The organism is Halorubrum rubrum, from assembly GCF_024494685.1.
GTDB classification, from domain to species: Archaea; Halobacteriota; Halobacteria; order Halobacteriales; family Haloferacaceae; genus Halorubrum; species Halorubrum rubrum.
Genome location: NZ_JANHDM010000001.1, coordinates 261,773 through 288,185 on the forward strand (window position 1 = coordinate 261,773; position 26,413 = coordinate 288,185).

Annotated in this window: 30 protein-coding genes, 1 other RNA gene and 1 pseudogene; 26 read left to right on the forward strand and 6 right to left on the reverse strand. The window is 71.3% G+C overall.

Translation table 11 applies throughout. The features are described from left to right. Positions 1-69: 69 nt before the first annotated feature. The 4 genes from NO889_RS01325 (at position 70) to NO889_RS01340 (ending at position 3,826) form a co-directional block, all read left to right on the forward strand. Positions 70-1,551 carry a DNA polymerase Y family protein gene (locus NO889_RS01325; RefSeq protein WP_256410447.1) on the forward strand — a complete coding sequence of 494 codons (1,482 nt, stop codon included), beginning with the start codon at positions 70-72 and terminating at the stop codon, positions 1,549-1,551. 107 nt (positions 1,552-1,658) lie between these two features. Beyond that, complete coding sequence (locus NO889_RS01330) at positions 1,659-2,117, forward strand: hypothetical protein (protein ID WP_256410448.1); 459 nt, start codon at positions 1,659-1,661, stop codon at positions 2,115-2,117. A 76-nt stretch (positions 2,118-2,193) separates the two neighbouring features. After that, the gene (locus NO889_RS01335; protein WP_256410449.1) at positions 2,194-2,739 is read left to right on the forward strand and encodes an NUDIX hydrolase; all 546 of its coding nucleotides are present in this window, start codon (positions 2,194-2,196) and stop codon (positions 2,737-2,739) included. Positions 2,740-2,821: 82 nt separating this feature from the next. After that, positions 2,822-3,826, forward strand: coding sequence for a CPBP family intramembrane glutamic endopeptidase (locus NO889_RS01340; protein WP_256410450.1), 1,005 nt, complete (start codon positions 2,822-2,824; stop codon positions 3,824-3,826). Positions 3,827-3,854: 28 nt separating this feature from the next. Here the strand turns inward: NO889_RS01340 and NO889_RS01345 are convergent, their stop codons facing one another. Both NO889_RS01345 and NO889_RS01350 read right to left on the reverse strand, forming a co-directional pair. Further along, the gene (locus tag NO889_RS01345) at positions 3,855-5,078 is read right to left on the reverse strand and encodes a TIGR04347 family pseudo-SAM/SPASM protein (RefSeq protein ID WP_256410451.1); all 1,224 of its coding nucleotides are present in this window, start codon (positions 5,076-5,078) and stop codon (positions 3,855-3,857) included. Continuing rightward, positions 5,075-5,455 carry an Htur_1727 family rSAM-partnered candidate RiPP gene (locus NO889_RS01350; protein WP_256410452.1) on the reverse strand — a complete coding sequence of 127 codons (381 nt, stop codon included), beginning with the start codon at positions 5,453-5,455 and terminating at the stop codon, positions 5,075-5,077. Before NO889_RS01350 ends, NO889_RS01345 begins: the two co-directional genes overlap by 4 nt. 137 nt (positions 5,456-5,592) lie before the next feature. Here NO889_RS01350 and NO889_RS01355 point away from each other — a divergent pair. From NO889_RS01355 to NO889_RS01365, 3 genes and pseudogenes are all read left to right on the forward strand, one after another. Next, positions 5,593-5,801 (forward strand): annotated as a pseudogene (locus NO889_RS01355) (radical SAM/SPASM domain-containing protein); the annotation flags it as partial. A gap of 60 nt (positions 5,802-5,861) precedes the next feature. Continuing rightward, positions 5,862-6,262, forward strand: an RNA gene (gene rnpB / locus NO889_RS01360) — RNase P RNA component. A gap of 166 nt (positions 6,263-6,428) precedes the next feature. Further along, on the forward strand, positions 6,429-7,031 hold the full coding sequence (locus tag NO889_RS01365; RefSeq protein ID WP_256410453.1) for a TIGR00296 family protein: 603 nt from the start codon (positions 6,429-6,431) through the stop codon (positions 7,029-7,031). A 66-nt stretch (positions 7,032-7,097) separates the two neighbouring features. Here NO889_RS01365 and NO889_RS01370 read toward each other — a convergent pair whose 3' ends face one another. Beyond that, positions 7,098-8,255: a nicotinate phosphoribosyltransferase gene (locus tag NO889_RS01370; RefSeq protein ID WP_256410454.1), complete on the reverse strand. Its 1,158-nt coding sequence runs from the start codon at positions 8,253-8,255 to the stop codon at positions 7,098-7,100. Positions 8,256-8,360: 105 nt separating this feature from the next. Then, positions 8,361-10,136, reverse strand: a complete 1,776-nt coding sequence (locus NO889_RS01375) for an Hvo_1808 family surface protein (RefSeq protein WP_256410455.1) — start codon at positions 10,134-10,136, stop codon at positions 8,361-8,363. A gap of 150 nt (positions 10,137-10,286) precedes the next feature. On the opposite strand from NO889_RS01375, the gene NO889_RS01380 reads away from it, so the two are divergent. The 16 genes from NO889_RS01380 (at position 10,287) to NO889_RS01455 (ending at position 22,443) form a co-directional block, all read left to right on the forward strand. Continuing rightward, positions 10,287-10,865 (forward strand): cysteine hydrolase family protein, encoded by a 579-nt coding sequence (locus tag NO889_RS01380; RefSeq protein ID WP_256410456.1) that lies wholly within the window; start codon positions 10,287-10,289, stop codon positions 10,863-10,865. A gap of 92 nt (positions 10,866-10,957) precedes the next feature. Further along, positions 10,958-11,566, forward strand: coding sequence for a preprotein translocase subunit SecD family protein (locus tag NO889_RS01385; RefSeq protein WP_256410457.1), 609 nt, complete (start codon positions 10,958-10,960; stop codon positions 11,564-11,566). A 47-nt stretch (positions 11,567-11,613) separates the two neighbouring features. Further along, positions 11,614-11,805, forward strand: coding sequence for an HVO_2523 family zinc finger protein (locus NO889_RS16410; protein ID WP_256410458.1), 192 nt, complete (start codon positions 11,614-11,616; stop codon positions 11,803-11,805). A 203-nt stretch (positions 11,806-12,008) separates the two neighbouring features. Then, positions 12,009-12,974, forward strand: coding sequence for a phytoene/squalene synthase family protein (locus NO889_RS01395; protein ID WP_256410459.1), 966 nt, complete (start codon positions 12,009-12,011; stop codon positions 12,972-12,974). 4 nt (positions 12,975-12,978) lie between these two features. Continuing rightward, positions 12,979-13,188: a hypothetical protein gene (locus NO889_RS01400; protein WP_256410460.1), complete on the forward strand. Its 210-nt coding sequence runs from the start codon at positions 12,979-12,981 to the stop codon at positions 13,186-13,188. Positions 13,189-13,772: 584 nt separating this feature from the next. Continuing rightward, on the forward strand, positions 13,773-15,050 hold the full coding sequence (gene hisD / locus NO889_RS01405) for a histidinol dehydrogenase (protein ID WP_256410461.1): 1,278 nt from the start codon (positions 13,773-13,775) through the stop codon (positions 15,048-15,050). Between the two features lie 225 nt (positions 15,051-15,275). After that, entirely contained in the window at positions 15,276-16,445 is a 1,170-nt protein-coding gene (gene phnD, locus NO889_RS01410) for a phosphate/phosphite/phosphonate ABC transporter substrate-binding protein (protein ID WP_256410462.1), read from the forward strand. A gap of 7 nt (positions 16,446-16,452) precedes the next feature. After that, positions 16,453-17,331, forward strand: a complete 879-nt coding sequence (gene phnC / locus NO889_RS01415; protein WP_256410463.1) for a phosphonate ABC transporter ATP-binding protein — start codon at positions 16,453-16,455, stop codon at positions 17,329-17,331. Between the two features lies 1 nt (position 17,332). Further along, complete coding sequence (gene phnE / locus NO889_RS01420; RefSeq protein ID WP_256410464.1) at positions 17,333-18,133, forward strand: phosphonate ABC transporter, permease protein PhnE; 801 nt, start codon at positions 17,333-17,335, stop codon at positions 18,131-18,133. Continuing rightward, on the forward strand, positions 18,130-18,933 hold the full coding sequence (phnE, locus tag NO889_RS01425) for a phosphonate ABC transporter, permease protein PhnE (protein WP_256410465.1): 804 nt from the start codon (positions 18,130-18,132) through the stop codon (positions 18,931-18,933). The genes phnE (NO889_RS01420) and phnE (NO889_RS01425) overlap by 4 nt, the downstream gene beginning before the upstream one ends. Then, positions 18,930-19,673: an HAD family hydrolase gene (locus tag NO889_RS01430; RefSeq protein WP_256410466.1), complete on the forward strand. Its 744-nt coding sequence runs from the start codon at positions 18,930-18,932 to the stop codon at positions 19,671-19,673. The genes phnE (NO889_RS01425) and NO889_RS01430 overlap by 4 nt, the downstream gene beginning before the upstream one ends. 235 nt (positions 19,674-19,908) lie before the next feature. After that, the gene (locus tag NO889_RS01435) at positions 19,909-20,934 is read left to right on the forward strand and encodes a PhoU domain-containing protein (RefSeq protein WP_256410467.1); all 1,026 of its coding nucleotides are present in this window, start codon (positions 19,909-19,911) and stop codon (positions 20,932-20,934) included. A 117-nt stretch (positions 20,935-21,051) separates the two neighbouring features. Further along, positions 21,052-21,423, forward strand: a complete 372-nt coding sequence (locus tag NO889_RS01440; protein ID WP_256410468.1) for a HesB/IscA family protein — start codon at positions 21,052-21,054, stop codon at positions 21,421-21,423. Positions 21,424-21,486: 63 nt separating this feature from the next. Continuing rightward, positions 21,487-21,732 carry a DUF5816 domain-containing protein gene (locus NO889_RS01445; protein ID WP_256410469.1) on the forward strand — a complete coding sequence of 82 codons (246 nt, stop codon included), beginning with the start codon at positions 21,487-21,489 and terminating at the stop codon, positions 21,730-21,732. Positions 21,733-21,829: 97 nt separating this feature from the next. After that, positions 21,830-22,168, forward strand: coding sequence for a DUF7116 family protein (locus tag NO889_RS01450; RefSeq protein WP_256410470.1), 339 nt, complete (start codon positions 21,830-21,832; stop codon positions 22,166-22,168). Between the two features lie 74 nt (positions 22,169-22,242). Further along, positions 22,243-22,443: a dodecin gene (locus NO889_RS01455; protein WP_094534752.1), complete on the forward strand. Its 201-nt coding sequence runs from the start codon at positions 22,243-22,245 to the stop codon at positions 22,441-22,443. Here NO889_RS01455 and NO889_RS01460 read toward each other — a convergent pair. Further along, a complete protein-coding gene (locus tag NO889_RS01460) occupies positions 22,440-22,922 on the reverse strand; it encodes an RNA-binding protein (protein WP_256410471.1) in 483 nt (160 codons plus the stop codon). The genes NO889_RS01455 and NO889_RS01460 overlap by 4 nt on opposite strands. Before the next feature lie 203 nt (positions 22,923-23,125). Between NO889_RS01460 and NO889_RS01465 the strand changes: the two genes are divergently transcribed. The 3 genes from NO889_RS01465 to NO889_RS01475 all read left to right on the forward strand — a co-directional run bounded on the left by NO889_RS01465 (position 23,126) and on the right by NO889_RS01475 (position 24,646). Then, complete coding sequence (locus NO889_RS01465; protein ID WP_256410472.1) at positions 23,126-23,707, forward strand: 2Fe-2S iron-sulfur cluster-binding protein; 582 nt, start codon at positions 23,126-23,128, stop codon at positions 23,705-23,707. Positions 23,708-23,790: 83 nt separating this feature from the next. After that, positions 23,791-24,204, forward strand: coding sequence for a hypothetical protein (locus NO889_RS01470; RefSeq protein ID WP_256410473.1), 414 nt, complete (start codon positions 23,791-23,793; stop codon positions 24,202-24,204). A gap of 115 nt (positions 24,205-24,319) precedes the next feature. Next, the gene (locus NO889_RS01475; protein WP_094534756.1) at positions 24,320-24,646 is read left to right on the forward strand and encodes a NifU family protein; all 327 of its coding nucleotides are present in this window, start codon (positions 24,320-24,322) and stop codon (positions 24,644-24,646) included. A gap of 56 nt (positions 24,647-24,702) precedes the next feature. Here the strand turns inward: NO889_RS01475 and NO889_RS01480 are convergent, their stop codons facing one another. Continuing rightward, positions 24,703-26,217 (reverse strand): ribonuclease FAU-1 family protein, encoded by a 1,515-nt coding sequence (locus NO889_RS01480; RefSeq protein ID WP_256410474.1) that lies wholly within the window; start codon positions 26,215-26,217, stop codon positions 24,703-24,705. Positions 26,218-26,413 lie beyond the last annotated feature (196 nt).

Sequence of the window (26,413 nt, forward strand, 5' to 3'; positions counted from 1 at the left end):
CGGTGACCCGGTTTCACCTCCGCCGCGCGTGGCGGGCGCTTAAGACGACGCGGCGGCCACGCAAGGACGATGGAAGGTGCCGACTCGCGAGGCGTCGACCCGCGAGCGACGGACGGCGGGACGCTCCCCGGCGCCGACGAGGGCGACGGCGCGGACGAACCCGCCCGCGTCGTCCTCCACGTCGACATGGACTGTTTCTACGCCTCCTGTGAGCGCCTGCGCCGCCCCGACCTCCGCGGCGAGCCCGTCGTGGTGGGGATGGGATACGAGCCCGGCGAGACGATCGGCGCGGTCGCGACCGCGAGCTACGAGGCCCGCGCGTTCGGCGTCGAGAGCGCGACACCGATCTCCGAGGCGCTCGACCGGCTGCCGCGACGCGCGGACGCCGACCCCGACGACCCGGACGCGCCCGACCCGGACGAGACCGGTCGCTACCTCCCCGTCGACATGGCGTTCTACGAGTCGGTCGCCGAGGACGTGAAGGCGGTCCTCCGCGACTGCGCCGACGTGCTCCGCGAGGTGAGCGTCGACGAGGCGTACCTCGACGTCACCGACCGCACCGCGTGGGACGCCGTCGGCGGCGACGACCCGGCGTCGAGCGCCGCGGCGGGCCCCGCGGAGGTCCGGACGCTCGCGGAGGGGTACGCGCGACACGTCAAGGAGCGCATCGAGCGGGAGGCGGGCGTGCCCGCGAGCGTCGGCGTCGCGCCGAACATGTCGGCGGCGAAGGTCGCGAGCGACGCGGACAAGCCGGACGGACTCGTCGTCGTGCCGCCCGGCGCCGTCGCGGAGTTCCTCGCGCCGCTGCCGACGGCGGCGCTCCACGGTGTCGGGCCCGTGACCGAGCGGGCACTCGCGGAGCGCGGGATCGAGACCGCGGGGGACGTGGCGGCCGCCGACGCGGACGCGTTGGCCGAGGCGTTCGGCGATCGCGGACGGGAGCTGGTCCGGCGCGCCCGCGGCGAGGACGAACGGGAGGTGACCCCGCGAGGACTGCCGAAGAGCCTCTCTCGGGAGTCGTCGCTGCCGCGGACGAGCGACGAGGAGCGCAAGCGCGAGACCGTCGCGGCGCTGGCGGCCGACGTGGCCCGGCGCGCCCGCGAGCGCGGCTGTCTGTACCGCACGATCGGGATCAAGGCCGTCGAGCCGCCGTTCGACGTCAACACCCGCGCCCGGAGCCTCCCCGGCCCGGTCGACGACCCCGAACTGGTCGAGGAGGTGGCGCTGGAGCTGCTCTCCGAGTTCGCCGACGACGCGGTCCGCAAGCTCGGCGTGCGCGTGTCGAACCTGGACTTCTCCGAGGGCGACCAGGCGACGCTCGGCGGATTCGAGGGGGCCGCGAGGGGCGACGAGGAGGACCGGCCGGCCGGTTCGCGGCCGGCCGGTTCGCGGTCGGCTGCCGGCCGCGACGGCAGCAAGCTCACCGACTGGGTCGACGAGGAATCGACCGCCGGGGAGGAGTGGGACGGAGGAGACCGCGGGAACGGCGGGGACGACGCCGGACCGCGTCGTTCCGAGGAGGGACAGGCGTCGCTCGGCGACTGGGAGTGAGACCGAGGGAAACGGGACGATGGAGCGGCGCCGAAGCGACCGCGAAGCGGCGGCGGGGCCGATCGAACGCGTCGACCTTTTTGTGTCCTCGCCGACACCGACCGGACATGCCCTCCCTCCGTGCGGTCCTCCTCGGTTCGGACCGGGAAGGTCGATCCCGCCCCGATCCGCGGTTCGTCGTTCCGCCGCTCTGTTTCCTCGGCGTCCTCGTCGGCTACGCGGTCGGCGTCTTCGAGGTCGTCGGCGGCGTCGTGTTCCTCCCGTGGGACGCGGCGGTCGCCGGCGTCCTCGTCGCCGCCGTCCTCGCCCATCGCGGCGACGGGCTGGCGGTCGCGTGGGTCGTCGTCTACGCGGCGCTTCTCGGGTACAGCGCCGACCACTACCTACTCGGGCTCTCCGGCCGACCGATCGTCGAGCGGGTCGCCGCGCTCCTCGGCGTCGACGGCCTCGTCTACCTCGGCGTCCAGGCGCTCGTGTTGGGGACGCTCGCGTGGATCGGCGGGACGGCCGCCGCGCGCGTGACCGCGATGGTCCGGGACCGCCGGTCGGCGACGGGACGCGAGTGAGGCGTCGGGAGCGGTCGGGCGTCCCGCCGCCGGCCCGAGGCCGAGGGTTTACCTCGTCGAGCGCCGAGCCGTGAGTATGGACGATCTCGCGTGGGAGACGACCGACTCGGCGATCGACTACCGCTGTCCGGGGTTCGACGTGCGTCGGGACGAGGTGGGGTTCCCCGACGACGGCGAGGGCGAGTACCACTACGTCGACGAGCCGCCGGCGGTGGTCGTGCTGCCGCTGACGCCCGACGGCGACGTCGTCGTCATCGACGAGTGGCGACAGGCCGTGGGTCGAACCAACCGCGGGCTGCCGGCCGGCACGGTCGAGCCGGAGGACCGCGACGACCTCGAGCGGGCGGCCGCCCGCGAGCTCGCCGAGGAGACCGGCTACGAGGCGGCGGGCTTCGAGCGCCTCACGACCGTCGAGCCGGCCAACGGGGTGACGAACGCGGTCCACCACCACTTCCTCGCGACGGGGTGTGAGCCGACCGCCGACCGCGACCTCGACCGCGACGAGTCGATCGCGGTGGAGACGGTCCCGTACGACGACCTGCTCGCGAGCGTCGTCGACGACGGCCTCCGCGACGGCCGGGCGGTGACCGCCGTGACGTGGTACGAGCTGTTGTACCGATGACGACGGTCCGCTCGCCGTCGGACCGGCGGCGACCCGAAACGGACGGACAAGCCCTTTGCCCGGCGGACGCCAACGGGAGACGATGACGGCCTCCCCCGACGACGACCCGGTCACCACCTCCGACGATCCGGCCGCGACCGAGGACGGCGATCCGACCGCGACCCCCGCCGTCGATCCGGCCGCGACCGAGGACGGCGATCCGACCGCGACCGCCGCCGCCGATCCGGCCGCGACCGAGGACGGCGGTTCCCCGCTGATCGCGGTCGCCGTCGCGCTGGCGCTCGGGGTGCTCGGCCCGGTGTTGGCGGTTCTCGGCAGCCAAGGGGTCTTCCTCGTCGACGCCGCGGTCGGCGGGCTGCCGCTCGCGGTGAGCGTGATACTCACGCTGATCGCGGGACAGTACGTCGCGTTCGGCGGGCTCGCGGTGGGCTACCTCGCGTGGCGGGGCTTCGACCGGGCGGGGATCGTCTCGTATCTGGGCGTGCGCCGGCCGAGCTTGACGGAGGTCGGGCTCGTCGTCGGCGGCTGGGTCGTGATCGTGATCACGCTGCTCGTCGTCTCCTCGATCGTCCAGCTGCTCGGCGCGGAGGCGGCCTCGAACCAGAGCGCGGAACTCGCCATGCAGAACCCGGCGATCATCCCGCTCTTCGTCGTCGCCATGTTCCTCGTCGTCGGCCCCTGCGAGGAGATACTCTACCGCGGGGTCGTCCAGGGGCGGCTCCGGGAGTCGCTGCCTGCGGTCCCGGCCATCGCGATCGCCTCCGGGATCTTCGCGTTCATCCACGTGATAGCGCTGACGGGCGGGATCTCGGGGCGGCTCACCACGGTCGCGATCCTCTTCTTCCCGAGTCTCGTCTTCGGCGCGGTGTACGAGTACACCGAGAACCTGGTCGTTCCGGCGCTGCTTCACGGCCTCCACAACGCCGTGATATTCACCCTGTTGTACCTCACCATCGCGTACAGCGACGAGATAGAGGGGATGGCGGAGGGCGGCGCGGCGGTCGCGGAGGGCGGCGCGACGGTTGCGGAGGCCGGTGCGGCGATCGCGGAGGCGAGTGCGACGCTGCTCACGCTGCTTCCGGTCTGACGTGAGGACGGCGGGCCGCGAGGCCGGCTCAGTCGGCCGCGTCGCCGACCCGATCGACCGGGGCCGCGGCCTCGGGCGCGATCTCCTCCTCGCGGAGGTAACACTGCGGGTCCGGCGCGAAGAGGTCGCCGGTCGTCCGCAGCGCCCGGAGCCGCGAGCCGCCGCGACAGATCGAGCGGTACCGGCACGCCGCACACCGGCCGGTGAGCCGGTCGTCGCGGTCGCGCAGCGCGGACAGGAGCGGGTCCGACTCGTCCTCCCAGATCGCGGCGAAGGGGCGGTCGCGGACGTTGCCGAGGCCGTGACCCTGCCAGAACTGCGTGAGGTGGACGTTGCCGACGGGGTCGACGTCGGCGACGCGCTCGCCGGCCGGGTCGCCCCCGTTGCGCTCGAGGTACGCCCGGATCCGCTCGGCGCGGTCCGGACCCAGCTCGCGGCGGGCGTACTCGACGAGGTAGCCGGCGTCGGCGTAGTTGCCGACGAGCAGCGTCTCGATCTCCTCGCCGCGGTCGTGGTACTCGCGGGTGAGGTCACACAGCGTCCGGACCGCCTCGCGTTTCCGTTCGGGCGAGAGGTCGACGTCGACGATGTCGGCACCGCGGCCGCCGTAATCCAGGTGGTAGAAACAGAAGCGGTCGACGCCGACGTCGGTGAGGAGGTCGATCACGCCCTCCAGGTCGGCCGCGTTCGCCTCCGTGATCGTGTACCGGAGCCCGGTCTTCAACCCGGCGTCGAGACAGGCCTCGATGCCCCGGACCGCCGCGTCGAACGCGCCCTCCTTCCCCCGGAACGCGTCGTTGCGCTCGGCGAGGCCGTCGACGGAGACGCCGGCGTACGCGAGTCCCGCGTCCCGCAGCTCGGCGGCGGCCTCCCGCGTCAGGAGCGTCCCGTTCGTCGAGAGCACCGGCCGGACCCCGCGGTCGGCCGCGTACGCGACGAGCTCCGCGAGGTCCTCGCGTATCAGCGGCTCGCCGCCCGAGAAGAGCACGACCGGGACGCCGTAATCGGCGAGCTGACGGAGCAGCCCCTTCGCCTCCGCGGTGGTTAGCTCGCCGGGGGCTCCCTCGGCGTCCGCGCCGGCGTAACAGTGGTCGCAGTGGAGGTTACACCGCTTCGTCGCGTTCCAGACGACGACCGGGCGGCGCTGTTTCCGCTCCGTGATCTGCGGCTCGGCCGAGCCGTCGGCGGCGTCGTACCGGAGCCCGTCGCTCTCGGCGTCGAGCCCGCACAGCAGCTTGCTGATCGAGATCATCGCGGTCCTCCGTCCTCGGCGTTCGGAACGTCCACGGCGGCGTCCCCGACCCCAGGCGTCCCCTCCGTCCCCTCGCGGACGCGCGGTTCGGCGGATTCGTCGCCCGACCCCGCCGCGTCGTCGCCCTCGGTCCCGGCGTCCCCGAGCGAGTACGTCGAGAACCGGCGGGTCTCGTCGGCCGGACAGAGCCAGACGTCGCGGGCGTACCACGCGAACAGCCGGCTCGCCTCCTCGTGGGCGACCTCCGCGGACGGGGCCGCGACGGTCCCGACCCGCCGCATCGGGTCCGACTCCGACTCGCGAACGAACACTTCCCACCGGCGCTCCCGGGTCCGGCGGGGCGTCTCGTCGAGGCTGCGCTGCGCTTTCTCGACCATGCGGGTCGTACCGGTTCGGGAGACATATCGGTCCGAGCGCGCTCCCGGACCCTGGGAACGCCCGCGAACGCGTTCGCTGGATCGCTGAACCGGGAGGAACGCGTACCCCCGCGGGGACGACCGTGTTCGACGACCTCGACGCCGACCTCTTCGAGGGGCTCCGCGATCCGGAGAACCTGACGGGGAAGTGCGGGGCCTGCGAGTTCAGGCACGTCTGCGGCGGGAGCCGGTCTCTGAGCGTGCGCGCGCCGGCGATCCGCTCGCGAGCGACCCGCTCTGCCCGTACGTCCCCGAGGGGTACGACGGGCCGCTCCCGGAGGGCGTCGAGCGCTCGAACCGGGCGTGAGGCGATCGAGCGCAGTCCCGACCGAACCGCTTATTCCTCGCGCCAGGGTACTCCCGGTCGGACAGAGGGAGCCCGACTCCCGTGCCTCTGGCATGAGGAAAGTCCCCCCACCGGCCGGACGGGCGACCGGGCACACGCCCGGAGTCGGAGACGGCTGGCTCTGGAACAGCAACGACACCCCCCGCCCCGACCCGTGATTCGCGCGGTCGCCTCGGCGGCCGCGGCGTTCGCGGGTGACCCCGCGAACGCGCGAACCGACCCGCGAGGGAAGGGAGTTAACCCGATGAGGGCGGCGTGGCTATGCCACGTTAGCGTGGTCGTGCCACGCTGTGAGACGGGCGGGAACGGATGGAACGGCGAATCCTCGCCGGTGCAAGTCCGCGCCACAAGGTAGTCCGGCCACGGCGCGGACGCTCAGCCGAATGTCGGGACGAACCGAAGGGGGCTTACTCCCCTCAGTCCGCTCGCACGCCGAGCGGCGCGACCGGCCGTAAAGAACTCCGCGTCCGGGAGCGGCCGAATCGGCTTCGTCGGCGATTATAGCCCGCCATTCGGACGTTCTCTGTCGATCACGAACGTTCACCATCAAGGGAAGCGTTCAAGTCGTCAGCACCGCTAACAGTGTGTATGTCCGAGGCACAGACCGTTCGGCTGTCGTACGACGACGGGGCACGAGCGGTCGAACTCGCACGCGAGGCGGTCGAGTCGTTCGTCCGACACGGACAGCGCGAACAGCCCGGAAGCATGCGCGAGGCGTTCTACGCGCGGACCGGGGCGTTCGTTCGACTGGAGTCGACCCGCGGACGCGGTCGGCTGCGCGGGTGTGCCGGCGCGTGGGACGGGTCGGACCAGCTCGGCCACGCCATCGTCGAGGCCGCGATCAAGGCCGCCTCCGGCGACTCCTGCGGCTCGGAGGTCGAGCCGAAGGAGCTGGAGAACATCACCGTCTCGGTCTGTGTCGTCTCGAACACCGTCCTCACGAACGACCCGCTCGAGGACCTCGAGATCGGCACCCACGGCGTCGCCGTCGACGGCGGCAACACCCACGGCTGGCTCTACCCGACCGTCCCCGTCGAGAACGGCTGGTCGGGCGCGGAGTTCCTCTCACGGGCCTGCCGCAAGGCGAAGCTCTCGCCGACCGCCTGGCAGGACGACGACACCATGGTGACGCTCATCGAGGGACAGGTGTTCCGAGAGCGCGCGGACGGCGGCGCAGTCGAGGAGCTGTAGCCGGCCGACTAGACGCCGAGATCGATCGCCTCGATTCGTTCTCTCATCCCGTTCGACCCGCGTCCGCTACGTCGATCCGTACCCGACGCGCTTTGCGTCGGCGAGGGCGCGCTCCGTCGCCGAATCGAGATCGAACGCGTCGGCGGCGACGACCTCCCCGGCGCGGATCACGGGCTCCATCAGGGACTCCGCGTCCGCCGGCCCGTCGCGGTCGGCGAGTCCGACCGCGTGGCCGCCCGCCGCGGTGCGGTAGACGGCCTTCGCTCCCGAGAGCTTGCCGCGTTTGGCGGCGGGCTCACCCTCCACCGCGACGACGTCGAGCGCGAAGTCGACGGGGTCGGCGTTGGAGACGTAGCCGCCGACGCCGAAGCCGTCGACGACGTCGCGGAGCCGCCGGAGGTCGGCGGGGTCGAGCCCGCCCGAGACGTAGATGTCGACGTCGCCGTGGCCGCGAACGTCGAGCTCCCAGTTCACCTCCCGAACGATGTGTCTGAAGTCGCCCCGTCGCGATCCCGTGGTGTCGAGGCGAACCCCGTCGAGCCGGTCGCCGAGCGCGTCGACCGCCCGCAGGACCTCGTCGACCTCGTCGGAGTAGGTGTCACAGAGCGCGATCCGGGGGACCGACTCGTCGACCGCCGCGTCGAAGGCGCGCCACGCCGCCTCCTGGTTGCCGCGACCGAAGCAGATCGACAGCGCGTGCGGCATCGTCCCAGACGCCTCCCGGCCGATCAGGTCGCCGGCGGCGACGTGCGAGAAGCCGTCGAGCCCGGCGACGAGCGCCGAGCGCTCCACGGCGGCCGTCATCGCGGGGTGGACGTGGCGCGCGCCGAACGAGAGCACCTGCGCGTCCGGCGCGGCGACCCGGCAGTCGAGCGCGGCGGTCGCGATGGCGGAGGCGTGCGAGAGGAAGCCCAGAAGCGAGGTCTCCAGCCGCGCGAACGTCAGGTACTCCCCCTCGATCCGCATCACCGGCCCGCCGTCGAACAGCCGCCCCTCCGGGACCGCGTGGACGTCGACGTCGCGGCCGGAGAGCAGCGCGACCGCGTCCTTCAGCCCGGCGAACAGCTCGAACTCGCCGGTCGGGAACTGATCGGCCGTGACCTCGGCGACGACGCGGGGGTTCCGGCCCGCGCCCTCGAGGGCGGTCGCCGTGCGGTCGAAGTAGGCGTCGGTGGCCCGCCCGCTCCGGACCGCCTCGGCGTCGACGATGTCGAACTCGGTCATGACCGGACGTTCGGTCGGCGGGTACGAAAAGTCATCCGTGTCGTCGCCGCGGTTCGCGTATCCGACGACGATCCGGCGCCGGACGCGACGAGGTCGCGATCCCTCCTACCGCCGCGAGCGACGCCCGAGGAGCGCGGTCGCGGAGAGCAGGGCGACGACCGCGGCGACGACGCCGAGGCCGGGCACGCGGCCGTCCGTGGACCCATCGTCGCCGGGGTCGGGGCCGTCGCCCGTGCCGTCCGGGTCGCCGTCCGACGCGCCGCCGTCCGTCTCCGAATCGTCGTCCGACGCCGTGTCGTCGTCCGCGTCGGTCGCGCCGTTCGCGGGGTCCGTCCCGTCGTCAGCCGTTCCGTCGTCAGCCGTCCCGTCGTCCGCCATCCCGTCGTCCGTCGTCCCCGATCCGGGCTCCTCGAGGTCGATGCCGGGTCGGAGCTCGAAGACGTCCGGCGGGTCGGGCGCGTGGACGATCGTCACTCTGGTCCCGTCGCGCTCGATCCCGTAGGCACCGCGGAAGTCGCCGGTCGGGATCTCTCGGACGCCGTCGTCGAGCCGGTCCGCGCCGTGTTCCTCCAGCATCGTGCGGTACGTCGAATGGAACTCCGCGGCGTCCGTCGGCGACCGCCACTCGGTCACCCAGACGTAGCCGTCGCCCTCGGCGTCGCCGGCGTCGTTCCGGTAGGGGTACAGCTCGTCGTCGACCCATCCCGTCGTCGCGGGGTCCGCGTAGTTGTACGCCGACCGCGTGTCGAGCCGATCGTCGGTGGCGGTGTGAATCTCGACGTTCTCGCGGACGTCCCGCGTCGGCTCGAGGACGGGGTGGTCGTACTCCCAGCTCTGGTACCAGAACATCACGAACATCGACGCCTCGCCGGCGGTCTCGGAGCCGTTCACGCCCTGGTCGGCGTACGTCTCCCAGCCGCCCTCGGCGGCGTCCTCGAAGTCGATCTCGCGGGTCTCGTACTCCGGCTCGCGGTGGATGACCGCCGCCGTCGCGTTCGGCGGGTCGTTCATCGTCTCGTTGACCGCGCTCCAGCCGCCCTCGTCGATCAGCTCCTCGACGTAGAACGGCCCGTCGGAGTACGGCTGGAGGATCGTCTGGAGGATCCCGACGTTGTAGTCGGCCGTCGACCCGCCGCCGGATCCGCTCGAGTCGGGATCGTCGAGACAGCTCCAGTTTGCCTCACAGCGGTCGGCGTACCGCTCCTCGATGTAGACGGCTTCGCCCTCCACTATCCCGTCGACCGCGAGGTCGGCGTCCTGGGTCGCGCCGACGAACCGCGGCGCGGTGAGGTCGTGGTACTGGTCTTGCATCGCGTGAGTGAGCTCGTGAACGAGCGTCGACTCGCTGACCCGGACCGCCTCGCCCTCGGCGACCACGAGGACGATCCGGTCGTCCGCCGGCGAGTAGAACCCCGAGACCGAGCCGCCGAACACCGTGTCGATCGCCTCCGAGGCGGAGTCGTCCTCGCCGACGACGAACAGCGCCTTCCACACCTGGTCGTTCCAGCGGCGGAACTCGGCGTCGCTCGTCGCGTTGGTCTCGTTGCCGTCCGTCCCGTCCGACCGGAACTCCTCGCGCGTGACCGTCTCGACCGGGACGGCCGTCTCGAAGGGGCGCTCTCGGAGGTACTCGACGCGCGCCATGCTCCGGTGGGTCAGCGTCTCAAGTTGGGCCTCGGTCAGCCCGTCCGTCCCGTCGAAGTCGAGCTCGGACGTATGGTGCGTCCCGTTCCAGCAGCCGACCAGGTCGTTGTCGTCGGCGGTCTCGCAGTCGGCGGCGGTCTCCGCGACCGCCGCGTCCGCCGCGGCGACGCCGCCGGTCCCCGCGAGGAGGAGGACGAAGAGGGCGAGCGTCGCCGCGAGGGGGAGAACCCGTCGCATACGGTCGATTGCGACGGGGTGGGTAAGTAGTTTGTCCGTCCGATCCCGGCTCCGGGCGGTTCGTCCGCCCGACCGCGCGCCGAGCGGCTCGCCCGTCCGGCCGGGGCTCGCGAGTGCGATCTTTTGTGCCCGGACCTCCAAGGGTCGACCATGCCGTACGATCCGGCCGACACCGCGGTGGTCGTCGTCGACATGCAAAACGGGTTCTGTCACCCCGACGGAAGCCTCCACGCCGAGCCGAGCGAGGCGGCGATCGAGCCCGTGACCAACCTCGTCGGGCGCGCCCGCGACGCCGGCACGTCCGTCGTCTACACCCGCGACGTCCACCCGCCCGAGCAGTTCGACGAGACCCACTACTACGACGAGTTCGACCGGTGGGGCGAACACGTCGTCGAGGGGTCGTGGGACGCCGAACTCGTCGACGACCTCGACGTCCGCGAGGCGGACCACGTCGTCGAGAAACACACCTACGACGCCTTCTACCGGACGGATCTGGAGGGACACCTCGACGCGCACGGGATCGACGACCTGCTGATCTGCGGGACGCTCGCGAACGTCTGCGTGCTCCACACCGCCGGCAGCGCCGGGCTGCGGGACTACCGGCCCGTCGTCGTCGAGGACGCGCTCGGCTACATCACCGCCGACCACCGCGAGTACGCCGTCGAGCACGCCGACTGGCTGTTCGGCGAGACGACGACGTCGGAGGAGATCGCGTTCGCGTCGGAGTGACCGCGGGACCGGTCCGCGACGCCGAACGCGGCGATTATCAGTCGCGTTAATCAGCGTGTAACGCTTTTGAGTCCGGGCCGGGAGCGGGGGGTATGGAACTCTCTCGACGCGGCGTGCTCGGCGGGCTCGGGGCCGCGTGTGCGGTCGGGGCCGTCGGCTTCGCCGGGGCGGCCTCGGTGGGCGACGAGGACGGCGACGGAAGCGGCGCCGGCGCCGGAAGCGACGCAGACGACGGGCCGACCGCCGCGGGCGACGGCTCGGGAACCGACGGGTCCGAGGGCGACTCGGAGGGGTCGACCGCAACGTCGGTCGCCGTCGATCCGGACGCGCCGTTCGAGGCTCGGCTCCTTCGCGAGGACGGCGGGTCGGACGACGACTCCGGTGACGGCCTCTTCGACGCGTCGGAACTCGACTACGTCCAGGGGGTCACCGAGGACGAGGGCGAACACCTCGTCGGGATCTCGCTCTCGACGGAGGGCGAGGAGTCGTTTCACGAGCGGCTCGAGGCGGCGGGTGCGACCGACGATCCGGAGCCGTTCGCGGTGTCGATGACGCTCGACGGCGAGGAGGTGCGCCGCGTCGACCTCGACGAATCCACCGTGGCGGCGTTGACCGACGAGGAGTGGGGCGGCGTGTTGACGCTGCCGTTCGAGTCGGCGGAGACCGCGGAGTCGGTGTACGCGTCGCTGGCGTCGGAGTGACGCCGGCTGGGGAGTCGTTTATTATCTCGGCAGCCGTCGGGGCGAGCGTGAGCGACCCGAGCGAGCGGTCCGACCGCGACCGCGAAGGCGACGCCGGCCGTGAAGGCGACGCCGGCCGTGAAGGCGACCACGGCGGACGGCCGTGTCCCCGCTGCGGGGAGGCGATGGTCCACAGACACTGTAAGTACGTCTGTCCGATTCACGGGGTCGTCTACGACTGTAGCGACACGTTCTACTAGGGGATCGGCGGCGATCCGCGACCCGAGGAACGGGCCGTCTTCGAGCCGACGACGACACGAAATGATCGGGCCCGTGGAGAGGGAGAGATACCCGGATCGTGTGGGACGATATCCGTGGGAACTGTTATACTTCTGCGGCCCGACCCGTTGTACATGATGGGTGACCCGCCCTCGACCCTCCCCAGCGCGCCGCAGGGGGCACCATGGTAGAGAAACGCCAGGTTGCCCGTGGGAAGCGGATCCAGCGCCGCACCGGGAAGACGTTCCACGTCGCCACCCGCCTGCTGCCCGAGGAGATCCGCCACCCGACGTACGTGTTGTACGGGTTCTTCCGCGTCGCCGACGAGATCGTCGACGCCGAGGATACCGCGCCGCCGGCCGAACAGCGCGACGAGCTCGAACGCCTCCGCCGGGTAGCCCTCGGCGAGGAGCCGACGGACGACCCGGTGTTGTCCGCGTTCTCGTCGGTTCGCGAGGAGCGGGGGATCGACGACGCGGACGTGAACGCCTTCATCGACGCGATGGAGAGCGACATCGACACCGACCGCTACGAGACGTACGACGAACTCGAGACGTACATGGACGGCTCCGCGTCCGCGGTCGGGCGGATGATGACGGCGATCATGGACCTCGATCCGGAGGCCGAGGAGACGGCGCTTCCCCACGCCACCCGGCTCGGCGAGGCGTTCCAGATGACGAACTTCCTGCGGGACGTCCGCGAGGACGTACTCGAGCGCGACCGGATCTACCTCCCGCTCGAGACCCTGCGTCGACACGGCGTGACGGAGGCGCAGGTCCTGGACTTGGAGTTCGGCGACGGCGTGGCGGCCGCGATCCGCGAGGAGCTCGTCCGGACCGAGCGGCTCTACGAGGAGGGCGTCGCCGGGATCAAGTACCTTCCGGAGGACTGCCAGCTCGCGGTGTTGCTGGCGGCGGTGCTGTACGCCGACCACCACCGCCTGATCAGGAACCTCGGGTACGACACCGTCTCGACGACCCCGGAGCTCTCTTTCACCCGCAAGATCTCGCTTCTCGTCCGAACCCGCTGGAAGTGGCAGTGGAACCCCGACCCGGAGGCGGTGTTCTACGAGATGAGCCACGGGTTCGACCGCGACCACGGCCGCCACGGGCACGGTCGACACGACCACACCGCCCTCCGGACCGACTGACCCGATGGACCGGGCGGGGTTCGTGCGGCTCGCGCTCCTCGCGTTCGGGCTCGGGATCGCCGCCTTCGTCGTCCGCGGGACGACCCGGCTTCTCGCACCCTACGGGGTCGCCGTCGCGCTCTCCGCGCCGCTCCTCTTCGCCGCCGGCGCGATCCTCGCCGGACTGGTCGTCGTCGCGACCCTGGACGTGACGGGGATCCGACCGCTGGAGTGAGGGCGCGACGGCGACGTCCTGAGATGACCTAGTGAATGGCGCGCCGGTGAGCGCCCGGTAGGGCGCGAACCCGACCGCGAGGGACGCTGCGAGCGGTGCGAGGGACGAACGGAGTGAGTCCCTCGATACGCGAGCGGCGAAGCCGCGAGCCGCGAGCCGCGAGGCTGGGGAGGCGTGAGGTGCGGGGCTGTGCTGGGCGGGGTGGGACTCAAAGGGGCAGTCGCGAGGGCGAAGGCGCGCGACGTAAGTAGCGAGGGACCTTCGGTCCCTCGGACAGCCGGCGGCTCCGCCGCCGGCGAGACCGCAAGGAGTGAACGACTGAGGACCGTGGTTCGAGAGAGCGGAGCTCTCTCGTCATCACGAAAGGCGCTCCGCGCCTTTCGAACGACAACGAGCGCACCGAGTCCTCGCGACTGGGGCTTTGGCGGTGGTCACCGCAGTCGTCTATTTCACTTCGTACAGCCGAACGTCCGGGGCTCCGGCGGAATCCCCGGTCGCGTCCCCCGATCGTCGGAGCCATCGGCCGACTCAGGCGTATCGCCGCGAGCCGGAACGCCCTTTTCCCGTCGCCCCGGATCGAGGGTATGAACGTACGAGCCGTCGCCGACCTCTCGCCCGCGGAGCGGCGCGCCCTCTTCGAGCGCGACGCGGGGATCGAGGCGGTCCGCGGGGACGTCGAGGGGATCGTCGACCGGGTGCGCGAGGAGGGCGACGTGGCGGTCCGCGAGTTCGCCGAGGAGTTCGACGGGGTGGCCGTCGGCAACCTCGACATCACCGACGAGGCCGCCCGCGCGCACGCCGAGCTCGAGGACGCGGACGACCCGACCCTCGAGGCGATCCGCGAGGCCGCCGACAACGTCCGGACGTTCCACGAGCGCCAGCGGCCCGAGGACTGGCGCGAATCGTTCGCGGGGCGCGAGCTGGGCCGCCGCTTCCGACCGATCGACCGGGCGGGCGCCTACGTCCCCGGCGGCGCGGCGGCGTACCCCTCCAGCGCGCTGATGGGTGTGATCCCCGCGGTCGTGGCGGGCGTCGACCACGTCTCCGTCACGACCCCGCCCGCGGACGACCCGAACCCGGTGACGCTCGCGGCGATCCACGAGGCCGGCGCGGACGCGGTGTACCAGGTCGGCGGCGCGCAGGCGATCGCGGCGCTCGCGTACGGGACGGAGACCGTGACCACCGTGGAGAAGGTGGTGGGTCCCGGCAACAAGTGGGTGACCGCGGCGAAGGCCGCGGTACAGGGGGACGTCGAGATCGACTTCCTCGCGGGGCCGAGCGAGGTGCTGGTGCTCGCGGACGACACGGCCGACCCCGAGTACGTGGCCGCCGAGCTGCTCGCGCAGGCCGAACACGACCCGGACGCCTCCGTCGTCGCGGTGACCGACGACGCCGACCTCGCGGACGCGGTCGCCGAGGCGGTGGAGGCGGGCGTCGCCGATCGCGAGCGCGCGGAGACGGTCCGGGCCGCCCTCGAGAACGACGCCTCGGGCGTGCTCCGCGCGCGGTCGATGTCGGAGGCCGTGCTCTTCGCGGAGGAGTACGCGGCCGAGCACCTCTCGATCATGGCCGACGACGACGAGGCGCTGCTCGACCGGATCACCAACGCCGGCTCCGTCTTCCTCGGGCCGTACTCGCCGGTGGCCGCGGGCGACTACGCGACCGGGCCGAACCACGTGCTGCCGACGAACGGCGGCGCGAAGCGGTACGGGGGGCTCTCCGTCGACACGTTCCTGCGCTCCTCGACCGTCCAGCGGCTCGACCGCGACGCCCTCGACGACCTCTCGGAGACGATCACGACGCTCGCGGAGGCGGAGGGGTTGGAGGCCCACGCGGAGAGCGTCCGGAAGCGCCTCGAGTAGCCGATCGTCGGAGGACCGGACCGACCCGGAGGCTTCGCCCTCGCCGTCGGTCGCGGTCGGCTACGTGTCGCTCTATACCGGTTCCCACGGGCACCCCCTTCTACGGAGTCCGTCCGTGGAGGGGGTGGCGTCTCCGGAGCCCCACGGTCCACCCCGGACCCACATGATCCGGACTATACGGCTCATAGCAGCCTTCTTTAGCACGAATTCGAGGGTTTAGGGTACATGGTGGACAACACCAGCGGACGGACGGATTCGAGTTCGAGACGACGCTTCCTCAGCATCGGCGGCGCGGCCGCGGTCGCGGGGCTCGCCGGCTGTTCCGGCGGGTCGGGCGAAAGCGGCGACGGCGGCGACGGTGGCGGCGGCTCGGAAGATTCGATGTTGTCCGACTCCTTCGACCCCGCGGAGCCGGAGTGGGAGGAGAACAACTACCTCTCGTCGCTGCTCATCGACGAGGGGTACGAGCGCGGCAGCCGCAACGACCTGGAGAGCATGGGCGACCGCGAGGTCGACGAGGTCCCCCACGGCGAACCGGTCCGGGAGGCACCCGAAGACGAGAGCGAGTGGCTCGAACCCGAGACGCTGATCTTCACGGAGAGCCCCAGCGAGGACGTTCAAGGGCGCTACGAGGAGGACTTCGCCGCGGTCTTCGAACGCATCGAGGAGGAGACCGGCATTCCGGTCGAGTACAACAAGGTCGACAACTACGCGGCCTCCGTCGAGGCGATGCGCTCGGAGCGGGCCCACATCGCGAACTTCTCGACGGGGACCACCGCGTTCGCGGTCAACCTCTGTGGCGCGGTGCCGTTCGCCGCCGGCCTCGCCGGCGACGCGTTCGGCTACCGCCTGTTCGCGACGACGCGGGCGGACGCCGACGACATCCAGAGCGTCGAGGACTTCGCGAACGACGACGTCCGCATGGCCCACGCCGAGGAGGCGTCGAACTCCGGCCACCAGGCGCCCTCGGCGCTGTTCGACCAGTACTTCGACGTGACCGCCGGCGAGGACTACGAGATCAACTTCTCCGGCGACCACTCCGCGACCACCCGCGGCATCGCGGCCGGCGACTACGACGCCGGACCGATCTGTTCGACCTGTATGGTCGACACCGTCGAGGCCGAGAGCAACCTCAGCTTCGACGACTTCAAGGTCGTCTGGGCGTCGGCTCCGTTCCCCAACGGGCCGATCGCGTACCGCTACAACCTCCACCCGGACATCGCCGAGGGGATCCGGGCCGCCTGGCTCGACTCCGACTTCGAGGGGACGGCGTACGGCGACCGCACCGGCTACAACGAGTTCGTCCCCATCGACTACCGGCGCCACTGGTACGACATCATGGTCATCCAAGAGTACAACGGCGTCGAATACACCGAGGGCTCGCTGAGCGAGTGATCGACCGATGACCCTCGACGTGACCGACCTACGAAAGACGTACCCGACCGGCGACGAGGCGCTGAAGGGAGTCGACCTCTCGATCGACGGCAGCGAGACGACCGCGATGATCGGGCCGAGCGGCGCCGGGAAGAGCACGTTCATCAGGTGTATCAACCGGCTCACGGAGCCGACCGCGGGAACGATCGAACTTGACGGGACCGACCTGATCGGGCTCGACGACGACGGGCTCCGCGAGGCCCGCCGCGACATCGGGATGATCTTCCAGGAGTACAACCTGGTCGAACGACTCACCGTGATGGAGAACGTGCTCACCGGACGGCTCGGGTACGTCTCCGCCTGGCGAGCGTTCCGTCGCTCCTTCCCGCCCGAGGACGTCGAGCGCGCGTACGGGATCCTCGACCGTGTCGGGCTCGACGGGATGGAGAACAAGCGCGTCGACGAACTCTCCGGTGGGCAGCGCCAGCGGGTGGGCATCGCCCGCGCGGTCGTCCAACAGCCGACGATCCTGCTCGTCGACGAGCCGACGTCCAGCCTCGACCCGGAGACGTCGAACACGGTGATGCGGCTGCTCACCGAGATCGCGGCCGAGCGCGGGGTCCCCGTGCTGATCAACATCCACGAGGTGGACCTCGCGGTCGAACACGCGGACCGGATCGTGGGGCTCCACGACGGCGAGGTCGTCTTCGACGGGCCCACCGCGGAGCTCGGCGACGACGCGCTCGACCGCGTGTACCGCGGCGGCGACCCGCCCGAGTCGGGCGAGTCGCGCGCGGTGACCGCCGCGGACGACGGCGACGGCTCGGTCGGCGATCGGTTCGCCGGCGACGGGGTCGTGACGACCGACGGTCGGACCCCGGACCGTCCCGCGTCGGGAGGCTCCTGAGATGGCGACGGAACGGCGCACCTGGCGGCGGCCGACGGCCTTCCGACGCCGGGAGTTCAAGTGGGCCGCCTACCTCGGGCTCGTCGCCTTCTTCCTCTGGTCCGCGTGGGGCGTCGGCGCCGACCCCGCCCGGATCCTCCAGGGCTTCGGCAGCGGCCTCTCGCTGCTCGGCGACTTCTTCCCGCCGGAGGCGACGCCGCGGCAGTCCCAGCGGATCGTCGACAAGATGATAGAGAGCGTCGCCATGGCGATGGTGTCGACGGTGACCGGCATCGCCCTCAGCATCCCCGTCGCGTTCATGGCCGCGGAGAACCTGTCGCCGAAGCCGCTGTACTACCTCAACCGCGGGTTCATCTCGCTGTCGCGCGCGCTCAACGTCATCATCGTCGCCATCCTCGTCGTGAAGGCGGTTGGGCTCGGCCCCCTCGCCGGCATCATCACGATCACGTTCAAGACGGTGGGCTTCTTCTCGAAGCTGCTCGCCGAGGACTTGGAGGACATCGACATGCGGAGCGTCGACGCGGTGCGATCGACCGGCGCGTCGCCGGTACAGACGCTGATCTACGGGGTCGTCCCCCAGATCGTTCCGCGGTTCGCGGGGCTCAGCGTCTACCGCTGGGACATCAACATCCGGGCCTCCACCGTCGTCGGGATCGTCGGCGCGGGCGGGATCGGTTCGGTGCTGCTCACCGCGTTCAACCGCTACTCCTACCAGTACGTCACCGCCATCCTCGTCGCGATCATCGCGGTCGTGCTCGTCGCGGAGGGGGTCAGCGCGGTCGTCAGACGGAGGTACCAGTGACGTCCGAGGTCGACGCCGCGCGGACGTGGGAGCGGTTCGACCGGCGACGGCGGCTCGGTCGGTTCGTCGGGGTGCTCGTCGCGTTCGTGGTCTTCGCCGGGTCGTGGGCCTTCCTCGACATGGGGGTCACCAACGTCGAGACCGTCCCTCGCGAGATCAACGACCTGCTCTCGCGGATGTTCCCGCCGGACGTGGCGTACGTCCCGGAGATCGTGGGACCGCTGATCGAGACGGTCCACATCGCCGCGCTCGGCACCGCCGGCGCGCTCGTGATCACGATCCCCGTCGCGCTGCTCGCGGCCGAGAACACCACGCCGAACGCCGCGACCTACTGGCTCGGGAAGCTGATCGTGACGGTGAGCCGGTCGGTGAACACGATCATCTGGGCGCTGGTCTTCGTCGTCGTGTTCGGGAGCGGCCCCCTCGCCGGCGCGGTCGCCATCGCCTTCCGGTCGGTCGGGTTCCTCGGCAAGCTGCTCAGCGAGGAGATAGAGGAGATCGACTTCGGACAGGTCGAGGCCGTCCGCGCCGCGGGCGCCTCCCCTATCCAGGTGCTGACCTACGGAGTCTTACCGCAGGTCAAGCCGGCGCTCGTCGGGCTCAGCGTCTACCGCTGGGACATCAACGTCCGCGACTCGACCATCCTCGGGTTCGTGGGGGCGGGCGGCATCGGCGTCCAACTGTTCCGCGCGGTGAACGCCTTCGCCTGGCAGTCGGTGGCGATGATCCTGATCGTGATCCTCGGGGTCGTCCTCGTGAGCGAGGGGGTCTCGGCGTACACCCGACGGCTCGTCAGATGAGCCCGCCCCGTCCGAACGCGTTCGAGGCGGTGCTTTTCGACATGGACGGCGTGATCCTCGAGGGGTGGGGGACCGACGACGTCGTTCACAGCCGCGCGCTCGACGACGTGCTCGAGGACCGGGACCTGCGAGCGACCGGCGATCTCCGGCGCTCGCTCGAAAGGTACGAGTACGACGACGACTTCCGCGCCGCCTGCGAGGCGCTCGGCGTCGATCCGGCGGCGCTGTTCCGGGCGCGAGAGGAGCGCAGCGCGAAGCGCGCCGTCACGCGGCTCGCGGCCGGCACCAGGCGGCTCTGTTCGGACGTCGACGCGGTCGCCGAGCTCGCCGAACGGGTCCCCGTGGGACTCGTGAGCAACAACTACCACCCGACCGTGGAGTTCGTCGTCGACCACTTCCGGCTGACCGAGTTCGGGTACGTCCGCGGCCGCGACCTCGGACCCGAGGGGTTCCGCCGGCGGAAGCCGGACCCCCACTACCTGAACGAGGCGCTCGGCGCGCTCGACGTCTCCGGCGGGATCTACGTCGGCGACCGCGCGACCGACGTCGTCGCCGCCGAGCGGGCGGGTCTGGAGAGCGTCCTCCTCAGGCGCGAACACAACGCCTCGCTGGATCTCGACGTGGAGCCGACCGCCGAGATCGAAAGCCTCCACGAGCTCGGCGACGTACTCGCTCCCGCCGAGACGCCGGACGACCGTCGAGTTCGAGCGGAGGCCGACCGGGACGGCGACGCGAACTGATACCGCGTCGCCCCCGGCCCTCGACTCGCCGCGATCCGGGGCGCAGCTATATATCGCTATCGAGAGGTCCGATCGAGTATGAGGTCACGGGAGCGCTCGGTCGGGGACCCGAGCGGCACGTACCCCACATAGCAGGGTACATGATCGTCGGTTCGGTACCCCGCAGTATGGTACCCGTACCCGATCGGAGTCGAGGCGAGGACGGACCGACGGACGCAGCGCGGATCGTCTCGAAATGAACGACGGAACGGACCCGTACGAGCGGAAGATCCAGCTCACTGGGGGGACGACGTACACGATCTCGCTCCCGAAGGGCTGGGCGAACGACCGGTCGCTCGACACCGGCGACACCCTCCATCTGTACCCGAGGGGCGGCCGGCTGCTCCTCGCCCCGCCCGAGACGGACGGGGGCGAGCGGACGGTGTCGCTGTCGGCGGCGCGACACGACCCGGCCGGGATCGAGCGGCTGGTCGCCGCCGCGTACGTCGCCGGTGCCGACGCCGTCCGCGTCGACGGCGCTCCGGACCGCGCCGGGCGGGCGGCCGTTCGCGACGCGGTCGCCGGCCTCGTCGGGATCGAGATCGCGGAGGAGACGGAGGAGGCGGTGGTCGCGCGGACGATGCTCGACGTCGCGGACCTCCCGCCGACGCGAACGCTGGAGCGGATGGCGGACCGGACGCTGACGATGCACGCGGAGGCCGTCGCGGCCGCACTCGCGGGTGACGGCGACGCCGGACGCCGGGTTCGCGGCCAGGACGACGACGTCGACCGGCTGTTCGGCCTCCTCTCTCGCGAGTTCCAGCGATCCCTCGTCGAGGTCCCGGCCGACGCCGAGGGCGGGCTCACCCCGTTCGACCACTACGCCGTCGCCAGACAGCTGGAGCGGGTCGCGGACCACGCGGCGAAGATCGCCGAGGCCGCCGCCGCGATCGAGGACCCGCCGTCGGACCCGGTCGCCGAGGACCTCGACCGGCTCGCGACCGACGCGCGGGCGGTCGTCGAGCGGGCGTTCTCGGAGGCGATCGGGGAGTGTGACCCGCGGACGCTCGGGGTGGTGATCACCGACGCCGAGGACCTCCTCGAGGAGACGCGACGGCTCGACCGGGCGCTCTACGAGCGCGGTCTCGCGGACGGATACGTGCTCGCGACGGTGCTCGACAGCATCACGCGCACGGTCGAGTACGGGGTCAACGTCGCCGAGGTCGGGCTCCGCGCGGCCCTCCGGGTCGGTCCGGACGGCCCTACCGCTCGAACGGCGTGACTCGACCGCTCGTCGAACGGGGAACCGGCGCGCGTCGCCGAGCCGGTGTGCGTCGTCGGATGTGTGCCACCTCTTCACACCGTCAGGGTTTTCATCCTGCGACGGGTACTCCGCGGTATGAGTACCGAATCGGTTCAGGGAGGCGGCGACGACGACCCGGCGATCGAGGTGACGCCGGACGCCGCTGCGGAGGCGCTCTCGCTACTGGAGAGCGAAGAGCTCGACACCGACGAGGCGGGGCTCCGGCTGTTCGTCCAGCAGGGCGGCTGTGCGGGGCTCTCCTACGGGATGCGCTTCGACACCGAGCCGGAGCCGGACGACCTCGTCGTCGAGCACCACGGGCTGCGGGTGTTCGTCGACCCCGCCAGCCGGAACTACATCGGCGGGAGCAAACTCGACTACGAGAGCGGCCTCCAGGCCGCCGGCTTCCACGTGGAGAACCCGAACGTCGTCTCCGAGTGCGGCTGCGGAGAGTCGTTCCGGACCTGAGGGGCCCGAGCGGTCCCGAGCCGTGTCTCGCTTCTTAAGTCGCTCGACCGAGTACCGTGCGGTATGGAACTCGACGCGTCGACGACCGCGGACGGCGAGCGGGTGTACATCGACCGAGCGCGCGCCGAACGCGGGGCGGAGGGACCCTTCTATCTCGTCTACGCGGACGCGGACGCCGCCGACCGGTGGGGGTTCGCGTGCGGGAACTGCGGCTCGCTCGACACCGCGATGGACACGATGGGACGGATCCAGTGTACCGACTGCGGCAACCTCCGGAAGCCGGACGAGTGGGACGCCGCCCACGAGTGAGTCGCACGGGGCCGGCGCGTTCGGGGTGAACGCGAGGATGTGCGATCCCGAGAACCGTGAGAAAGTTTATCACGGATCCCGACCAACGGTCGGATCGATGGCCACTGCGAGCATCCCACCGACGACGGAGGCCAGAGACGTCTTTCGTGAGCTCGGATACAGCGTCTCCGAGGGCGGACGCGAGTTCGTCGCGGAGCGAAAGTGGCGACGCGTCCTCGTCACGGCGCTGTGTATGGAGGACGACGATCTGGGTCCGTATCTCACGGACGGTGGGGAGACGCCGCGACTCCGTTGTTTCGTCACGTGGCGGAGGAACGCCGACGACCTCCAGGAGCGGCTCACGTCGCTGAAGCCGCCCTACGACTGGGCGGTGATCGGCGTCGACCCCGGCGGCGACGACTTCTCCGTGATGGAGGGCGCGCCGGGGAGCCCCTGAACGGAGCCGGCGGTCGAGCGGTCGACCCGCGATCCGCGGGCGGTTTTATAACGGCGTGCGATCAATCGGTACACATGGTGTTCAAGAAGATCACGCTGATCGGAACGAGCGAGGAGAGCTTCGACGCCGCCGCGGACGAGGCGATCGATCGAGCCGAGGACACCCTCGAGAACGTCTACTGGGCGGAGGTGAAGGAGTTCGGCGTGGAGATCAAGAACGCGCCGGAACGGGAGTACCAGGCCGAAGTCGAGGTCGCGTTCGAGCTGGAGGATTAAGCCGAGAACTCGTAGAGCTCGTCGCCGACGTGGTGGATCGAGGAGACGACCTTCCCGCCGTCGCCGACCATCTCGTCGCCGTCGACGAGCGCGCGGCCGACCGCGAGCACCTTGCCGTGGGTCTCCTCCGCGATCACGACGAGGTCGCCCTCGCGGATCGCCACGTCCGCCTCGACGATCCCCGGCCGCATCACGTCCGCGCCGTCGGAGACGAACGAGATCGCGCCCGCGTCGACGGTGACGACGCCCGTCTCGGGGTCGTAGTCGTTCGCTCCCCGGACGGTGAGGAACGGCTCGTCGTCGTCGACGTAGAAGACCGCCGGGTCGCCGTCGACGAGCACCAACTGGTAGTTCGCGTCGACGAACTCGACGAGTTCGAACGTGTCTCCGTCGACGTCGACGCCGAGGTGGTCGGCGACCGCCTCGCGGATCGCGGTGATCTCGTCGCTCCGGAGGTGGTGTCGGGATTTCACCTGCATGGCCGCCCGATCGGTCGGCGCGCCGATAAAGGGCCCGTTCCGCGGTCACGCGCCGGCGGCGTGGACGTCTCGCGGAAACCGGTTCGTGCGGCGGCACACGACGCCGGTTCGCGGGGTGTCACACGACACCGGTTCGTGTGGTGAATTCCCGGAGCGTTGGCCCGATCAAAACGGTATTAAACCACCTCTCCATAGTCGTCGGTATGCTTGACCCACTGCCGATCGCGCTCGCAGCGATCGCGACGCTGACGGTCGTTCTCGTCAGTACGCTGAAGGGAACGGGGTGGGAGCCCACCGAGGACATCTCCGATGAGATCGTCGAACGGCGCGCCGAGTCCCTCCCGGATCCCGGCTTCCCCGAGCCCGGCAACCGCGCGATCGGCGCGGGCGGCGGTGGCGGCGGCGCGATCCCGGCGGGCGGCGAGGGCGGCGAGGGCGAACTCGAGGAGGGCGGGTCGGCGAGCGCCGGTCCCGGCGACATCCCCGAAGACGAGGTCGAGTACTTCGAGGTCGAGTTCGCGAAGCAGGGCGAGACGGTCGAACTCGCGAACGACGAGCCGATCCTCGACCAGGGCGAAGAGCAGGGGTGGGACCTCCCGTACGCCTGCCGGCAGGGACAGTGCGTCTCGTGTGCCGGTCGGATCACCGACGGTCCCTCCGAGGACTTCGTCGAACACGACAACCAGCAGATGCTGGACGAGAACGAGCTCGGGGACGGCTACACGCTCACCTGCGTCGCGTACCCCCGCGACTCCTTCACCATCGAGACCGGCGAGGCCCCCTGAACGCTCCCGGCGACGGCCCCCGATCGCCTTCGGCGACGATCCGCTCGCGACACCCTTTTTTTCGTCTCCGCCGTACCCGCTCCATGTCACTGGTAGCCGTCGTCGTCGGGATCCTCCTCGCGCTGGCGGCCGCACTCGTCCACCGCGACGCGACGCGGGTCGGCGTCGAGACGGGATCGCCGGCGCTGTGGACCGGTCTCGTTCTGCTCGCCGGCGGCACGGGAGCGGCCACGGCGCTTCTCGTCCCCGACGCCCCGATTCCGGGCGTCCTCGTGGTGGTCGCGTTGGGGCCGCTCTTGTACCTCCTCGAGCGCGACGACTCGCTTCGCGGCGACGACGACCCGGACCCGACGCAGCTCCCGAGCGCGGCGGCGGACGGACCCGCGTCGACGGGCGGAGAGCCGGCGCGGACGGACGCCGGCGAAACCGGCGAAACCGGCGAAATCGGCGAGCGCGCCGACGGGGATCCCGCTCCGTCGACGGGTCGAGACGGGTGACGCCGGACGAGAGCTTCGGGAGTCTTCGGTCATCGACGGTGACGTAGTTGGTTTCGACGATGCGAGCGACTCCCAAACCGCAACCTTCCAAAGGTTCGGGCGCGAAGGAGAGGTAATGAGCGACGAGAGCCTCGCGGAGCGGATCGAGACGTGGATGGTCGGCCAGATGCCAATCATCCAGATGCACGGCGGGACGAGCGTCGTGCGCGAGGCCGACCCGGAGACGGGCGAGGTCGTGGTCGAACTCGGCGGCGGCTGCGCGGGCTGTGGCGTCTCGAACGTCACCGCCGAGAACATCCGCCGTGACCTCATCACCGACTTCGAGGCGGTCACCGACGTCACGGTTCGGGTCCCCTCCTCCGGCGACCAGGGGGCCTCGACCGTCGAGGGCGGCCGCGGCGGGGAGCTCCGCCACGAGACGGACGCCTCGAACCACTTCTGAGCGCGGGCCGAGTCGCGTCGCGGTCGACCGCCGATCCCGGCCGCCACCGCCGTCCGCTACAGCGCGTTCTCCAGCGCCGAGGCCACGCTCCGTGCCTTCTCCGCGAGCGCCTCGGGGACGTGGCCCGCCGCGACCGACGCGTCGAGGACCTCGTCGTCGACGCGCTCGACCGTCCCGTCGGGGTGTTTGATCACGTCGACGTGGAGATCGACGTAGCGGGCGGCGTCCGGAAACGCCTCGACGGGGGTACAGACGTTGACGTAGGTTCCCTTCACCGTCCCCTCGGCGTCGCGGTAGGTGGTGGGGTACCACCACCGACCCTCCTTGAGGCTCGTCACCGCGACGTCGCCCGCCTCCCTGCGCGTGCCGAGCCCGTCGTAGCGCCCGCCGGGCGTCATCTCCCGTTCGACGGTGAGCGATCCGTCGTCGTCGACCGCGGTCACGTCGCCCTCGCCGAGAGTGATCAGTCGGCCGTCGGGCTTGCCGTGCTCGATCCGGAGCCGGTCGCCCGCCGCCGGGCCGAAGGAGTCGCGGACGGCGGCGAAGGGGAAGTCGGCGTCCGGGGCCGGATCACAGAGCGCCTCCGCGAAGTCGACGCCCGCCGACGCCGACGCGGAGCCCGCCTTGATCCGGTGGTGCCCCGGCATCGTCGCGGTCACCTCCCGGCGGACCGAATCGAGCGCGAAGCGCGACTCGCGACCGAACCAGACCCACGCGCCGGCGTTCGGGCGGGCGAGCGGCTCGGTGCGCGCCTCCGAGGGGCTGCCGAGGAGGCCGACGCCGTCGACGTCGAGGTCGTCCGTGCCGTCGACGCCGACCGCCTCCGCGAGCCGCTCGGCCTCGTCGACGGCGCGTTCCAACCCCGCCTCGAGGTCGTCCATCTCCACATCGAGCGCGGCGGGACCCCAGACCGCGCGCCACCCCTCTGGCGGTTCGATCCCGAGGAGATCGATCATCCCCGCGAGCTCGCGAGCCGCCTCGTCGTCGCGAACGTCGACGCGGGTCCCCGAGCCCGGCTCCAGCGTGACGAGGCCGCCTCCGACCCGCAACTCCGCGTCGAGCTCCGGCCGACGCGACGCCCAGGGCGGGGCCGACGCCCGCACCTGGGCTCGGACCCGGTCGCCCGTCTCGACGCGGGCGTCGACGTTCCCGTACGGGAGGTACCCCTCGACGGGGGCGTCCGCGGCGACGCCGTCGTCCGCGGCCGCACCGTCCTCGGAGGAGTCGCCGCCGGGGCCGACGGCCAGATCGAGGACCGCGCCGCCGCCGAGCGTCTCCGCCACCTCGCCGTCGAGGACGGTCCCGACCGGCGTCGGATCGCCGTACGCGAGCGCGTCGATCCCGACGTCGACGAGCAGGTCCCGGAGCGCCGCGACCGCGTCGGGAGCGCCGATGACGCCGACGCCCTGGCGGTCGTCGGTCGTCTCGATCCTGGCGTCCGGCGGGGCGGTGTGGAACGTCGCGTCGAAGCGTCGGCGGATCGGCGACGAGGCGTCGACGACGGCGTGGTCGGCCTCGAGCAGGAGCCGCGTCAGCGCGGTGGCGTAGATCCCGCGGACTCGCGCGTTCACGTCCGCACACCTCGGTCCGATCGCGTCTCGGTCGCGTTCCCGCGTCGTCCATCGGCGTTCATGTCGGAGGGTTTCGGACGCGACCGCTTGAACCTCCGGTGTTCGGCGGGTCGGACGATCACGGCGAGGCGGGTACGGTCGACGACTCGAGCCGGGGTGACGGCGCCTCGAATCGCCGTGACAACACTGACCGCGA

Bases quoted from the DNA above. Each gene is read 5' to 3' on its own strand.
- NO889_RS01325 (WP_256410447.1), top strand. From the start codon at position 70: ATGGAAGGTGCCGACTCGCGAGGCGTCGACCCGCGAGCGACGGACGGC.
- NO889_RS01375 (WP_256410455.1), bottom strand. From the start codon at position 10,136: ATGCGACGGGTTCTCCCCCTCGCGGCGACGCTCGCCCTCTTCGTCCTC.
- NO889_RS01470 (WP_256410473.1), top strand. From the start codon at position 23,791: ATGTCACTGGTAGCCGTCGTCGTCGGGATCCTCCTCGCGCTGGCGGCC.
- NO889_RS01340 (WP_256410450.1), top strand. From the start codon at position 2,822: ATGACGGCCTCCCCCGACGACGACCCGGTCACCACCTCCGACGATCCG.
- NO889_RS01465 (WP_256410472.1), top strand. From the start codon at position 23,126: ATGCTTGACCCACTGCCGATCGCGCTCGCAGCGATCGCGACGCTGACG.
- NO889_RS01475 (WP_094534756.1), top strand. From the start codon at position 24,320: ATGAGCGACGAGAGCCTCGCGGAGCGGATCGAGACGTGGATGGTCGGC.
- NO889_RS01450 (WP_256410470.1), top strand. From the start codon at position 21,830: ATGGCCACTGCGAGCATCCCACCGACGACGGAGGCCAGAGACGTCTTT.
- NO889_RS01460 (WP_256410471.1), bottom strand. From the start codon at position 22,922: ATGCAGGTGAAATCCCGACACCACCTCCGGAGCGACGAGATCACCGCG.
- NO889_RS01330 (WP_256410448.1), top strand. From the start codon at position 1,659: ATGCCCTCCCTCCGTGCGGTCCTCCTCGGTTCGGACCGGGAAGGTCGA.
- phnD (WP_256410462.1), top strand. From the start codon at position 15,276: ATGGTGGACAACACCAGCGGACGGACGGATTCGAGTTCGAGACGACGC.
- NO889_RS01440 (WP_256410468.1), top strand. From the start codon at position 21,052: ATGAGTACCGAATCGGTTCAGGGAGGCGGCGACGACGACCCGGCGATC.
- hisD (WP_256410461.1), top strand. From the start codon at position 13,773: ATGAACGTACGAGCCGTCGCCGACCTCTCGCCCGCGGAGCGGCGCGCC.
- NO889_RS01365 (WP_256410453.1), top strand. From the start codon at position 6,429: ATGTCCGAGGCACAGACCGTTCGGCTGTCGTACGACGACGGGGCACGA.
- NO889_RS01335 (WP_256410449.1), top strand. From the start codon at position 2,194: ATGGACGATCTCGCGTGGGAGACGACCGACTCGGCGATCGACTACCGC.
- NO889_RS01385 (WP_256410457.1), top strand. From the start codon at position 10,958: ATGGAACTCTCTCGACGCGGCGTGCTCGGCGGGCTCGGGGCCGCGTGT.
- NO889_RS01435 (WP_256410467.1), top strand. From the start codon at position 19,909: ATGAACGACGGAACGGACCCGTACGAGCGGAAGATCCAGCTCACTGGG.
- NO889_RS01350 (WP_256410452.1), bottom strand. From the start codon at position 5,455: ATGGTCGAGAAAGCGCAGCGCAGCCTCGACGAGACGCCCCGCCGGACC.
- phnC (WP_256410463.1), top strand. From the start codon at position 16,453: ATGACCCTCGACGTGACCGACCTACGAAAGACGTACCCGACCGGCGAC.
- NO889_RS01370 (WP_256410454.1), bottom strand. From the start codon at position 8,255: ATGACCGAGTTCGACATCGTCGACGCCGAGGCGGTCCGGAGCGGGCGG.
- NO889_RS01455 (WP_094534752.1), top strand. From the start codon at position 22,243: ATGGTGTTCAAGAAGATCACGCTGATCGGAACGAGCGAGGAGAGCTTC.
- NO889_RS01445 (WP_256410469.1), top strand. From the start codon at position 21,487: ATGGAACTCGACGCGTCGACGACCGCGGACGGCGAGCGGGTGTACATC.
- NO889_RS01380 (WP_256410456.1), top strand. From the start codon at position 10,287: ATGCCGTACGATCCGGCCGACACCGCGGTGGTCGTCGTCGACATGCAA.
- NO889_RS01395 (WP_256410459.1), top strand. From the start codon at position 12,009: ATGGTAGAGAAACGCCAGGTTGCCCGTGGGAAGCGGATCCAGCGCCGC.
- NO889_RS01430 (WP_256410466.1), top strand. From the start codon at position 18,930: ATGAGCCCGCCCCGTCCGAACGCGTTCGAGGCGGTGCTTTTCGACATG.
- NO889_RS01345 (WP_256410451.1), bottom strand. From the start codon at position 5,078: ATGATCTCGATCAGCAAGCTGCTGTGCGGGCTCGACGCCGAGAGCGAC.
- phnE (WP_256410464.1), top strand. From the start codon at position 17,333: ATGGCGACGGAACGGCGCACCTGGCGGCGGCCGACGGCCTTCCGACGC.
- NO889_RS01400 (WP_256410460.1), top strand. From the start codon at position 12,979: ATGGACCGGGCGGGGTTCGTGCGGCTCGCGCTCCTCGCGTTCGGGCTC.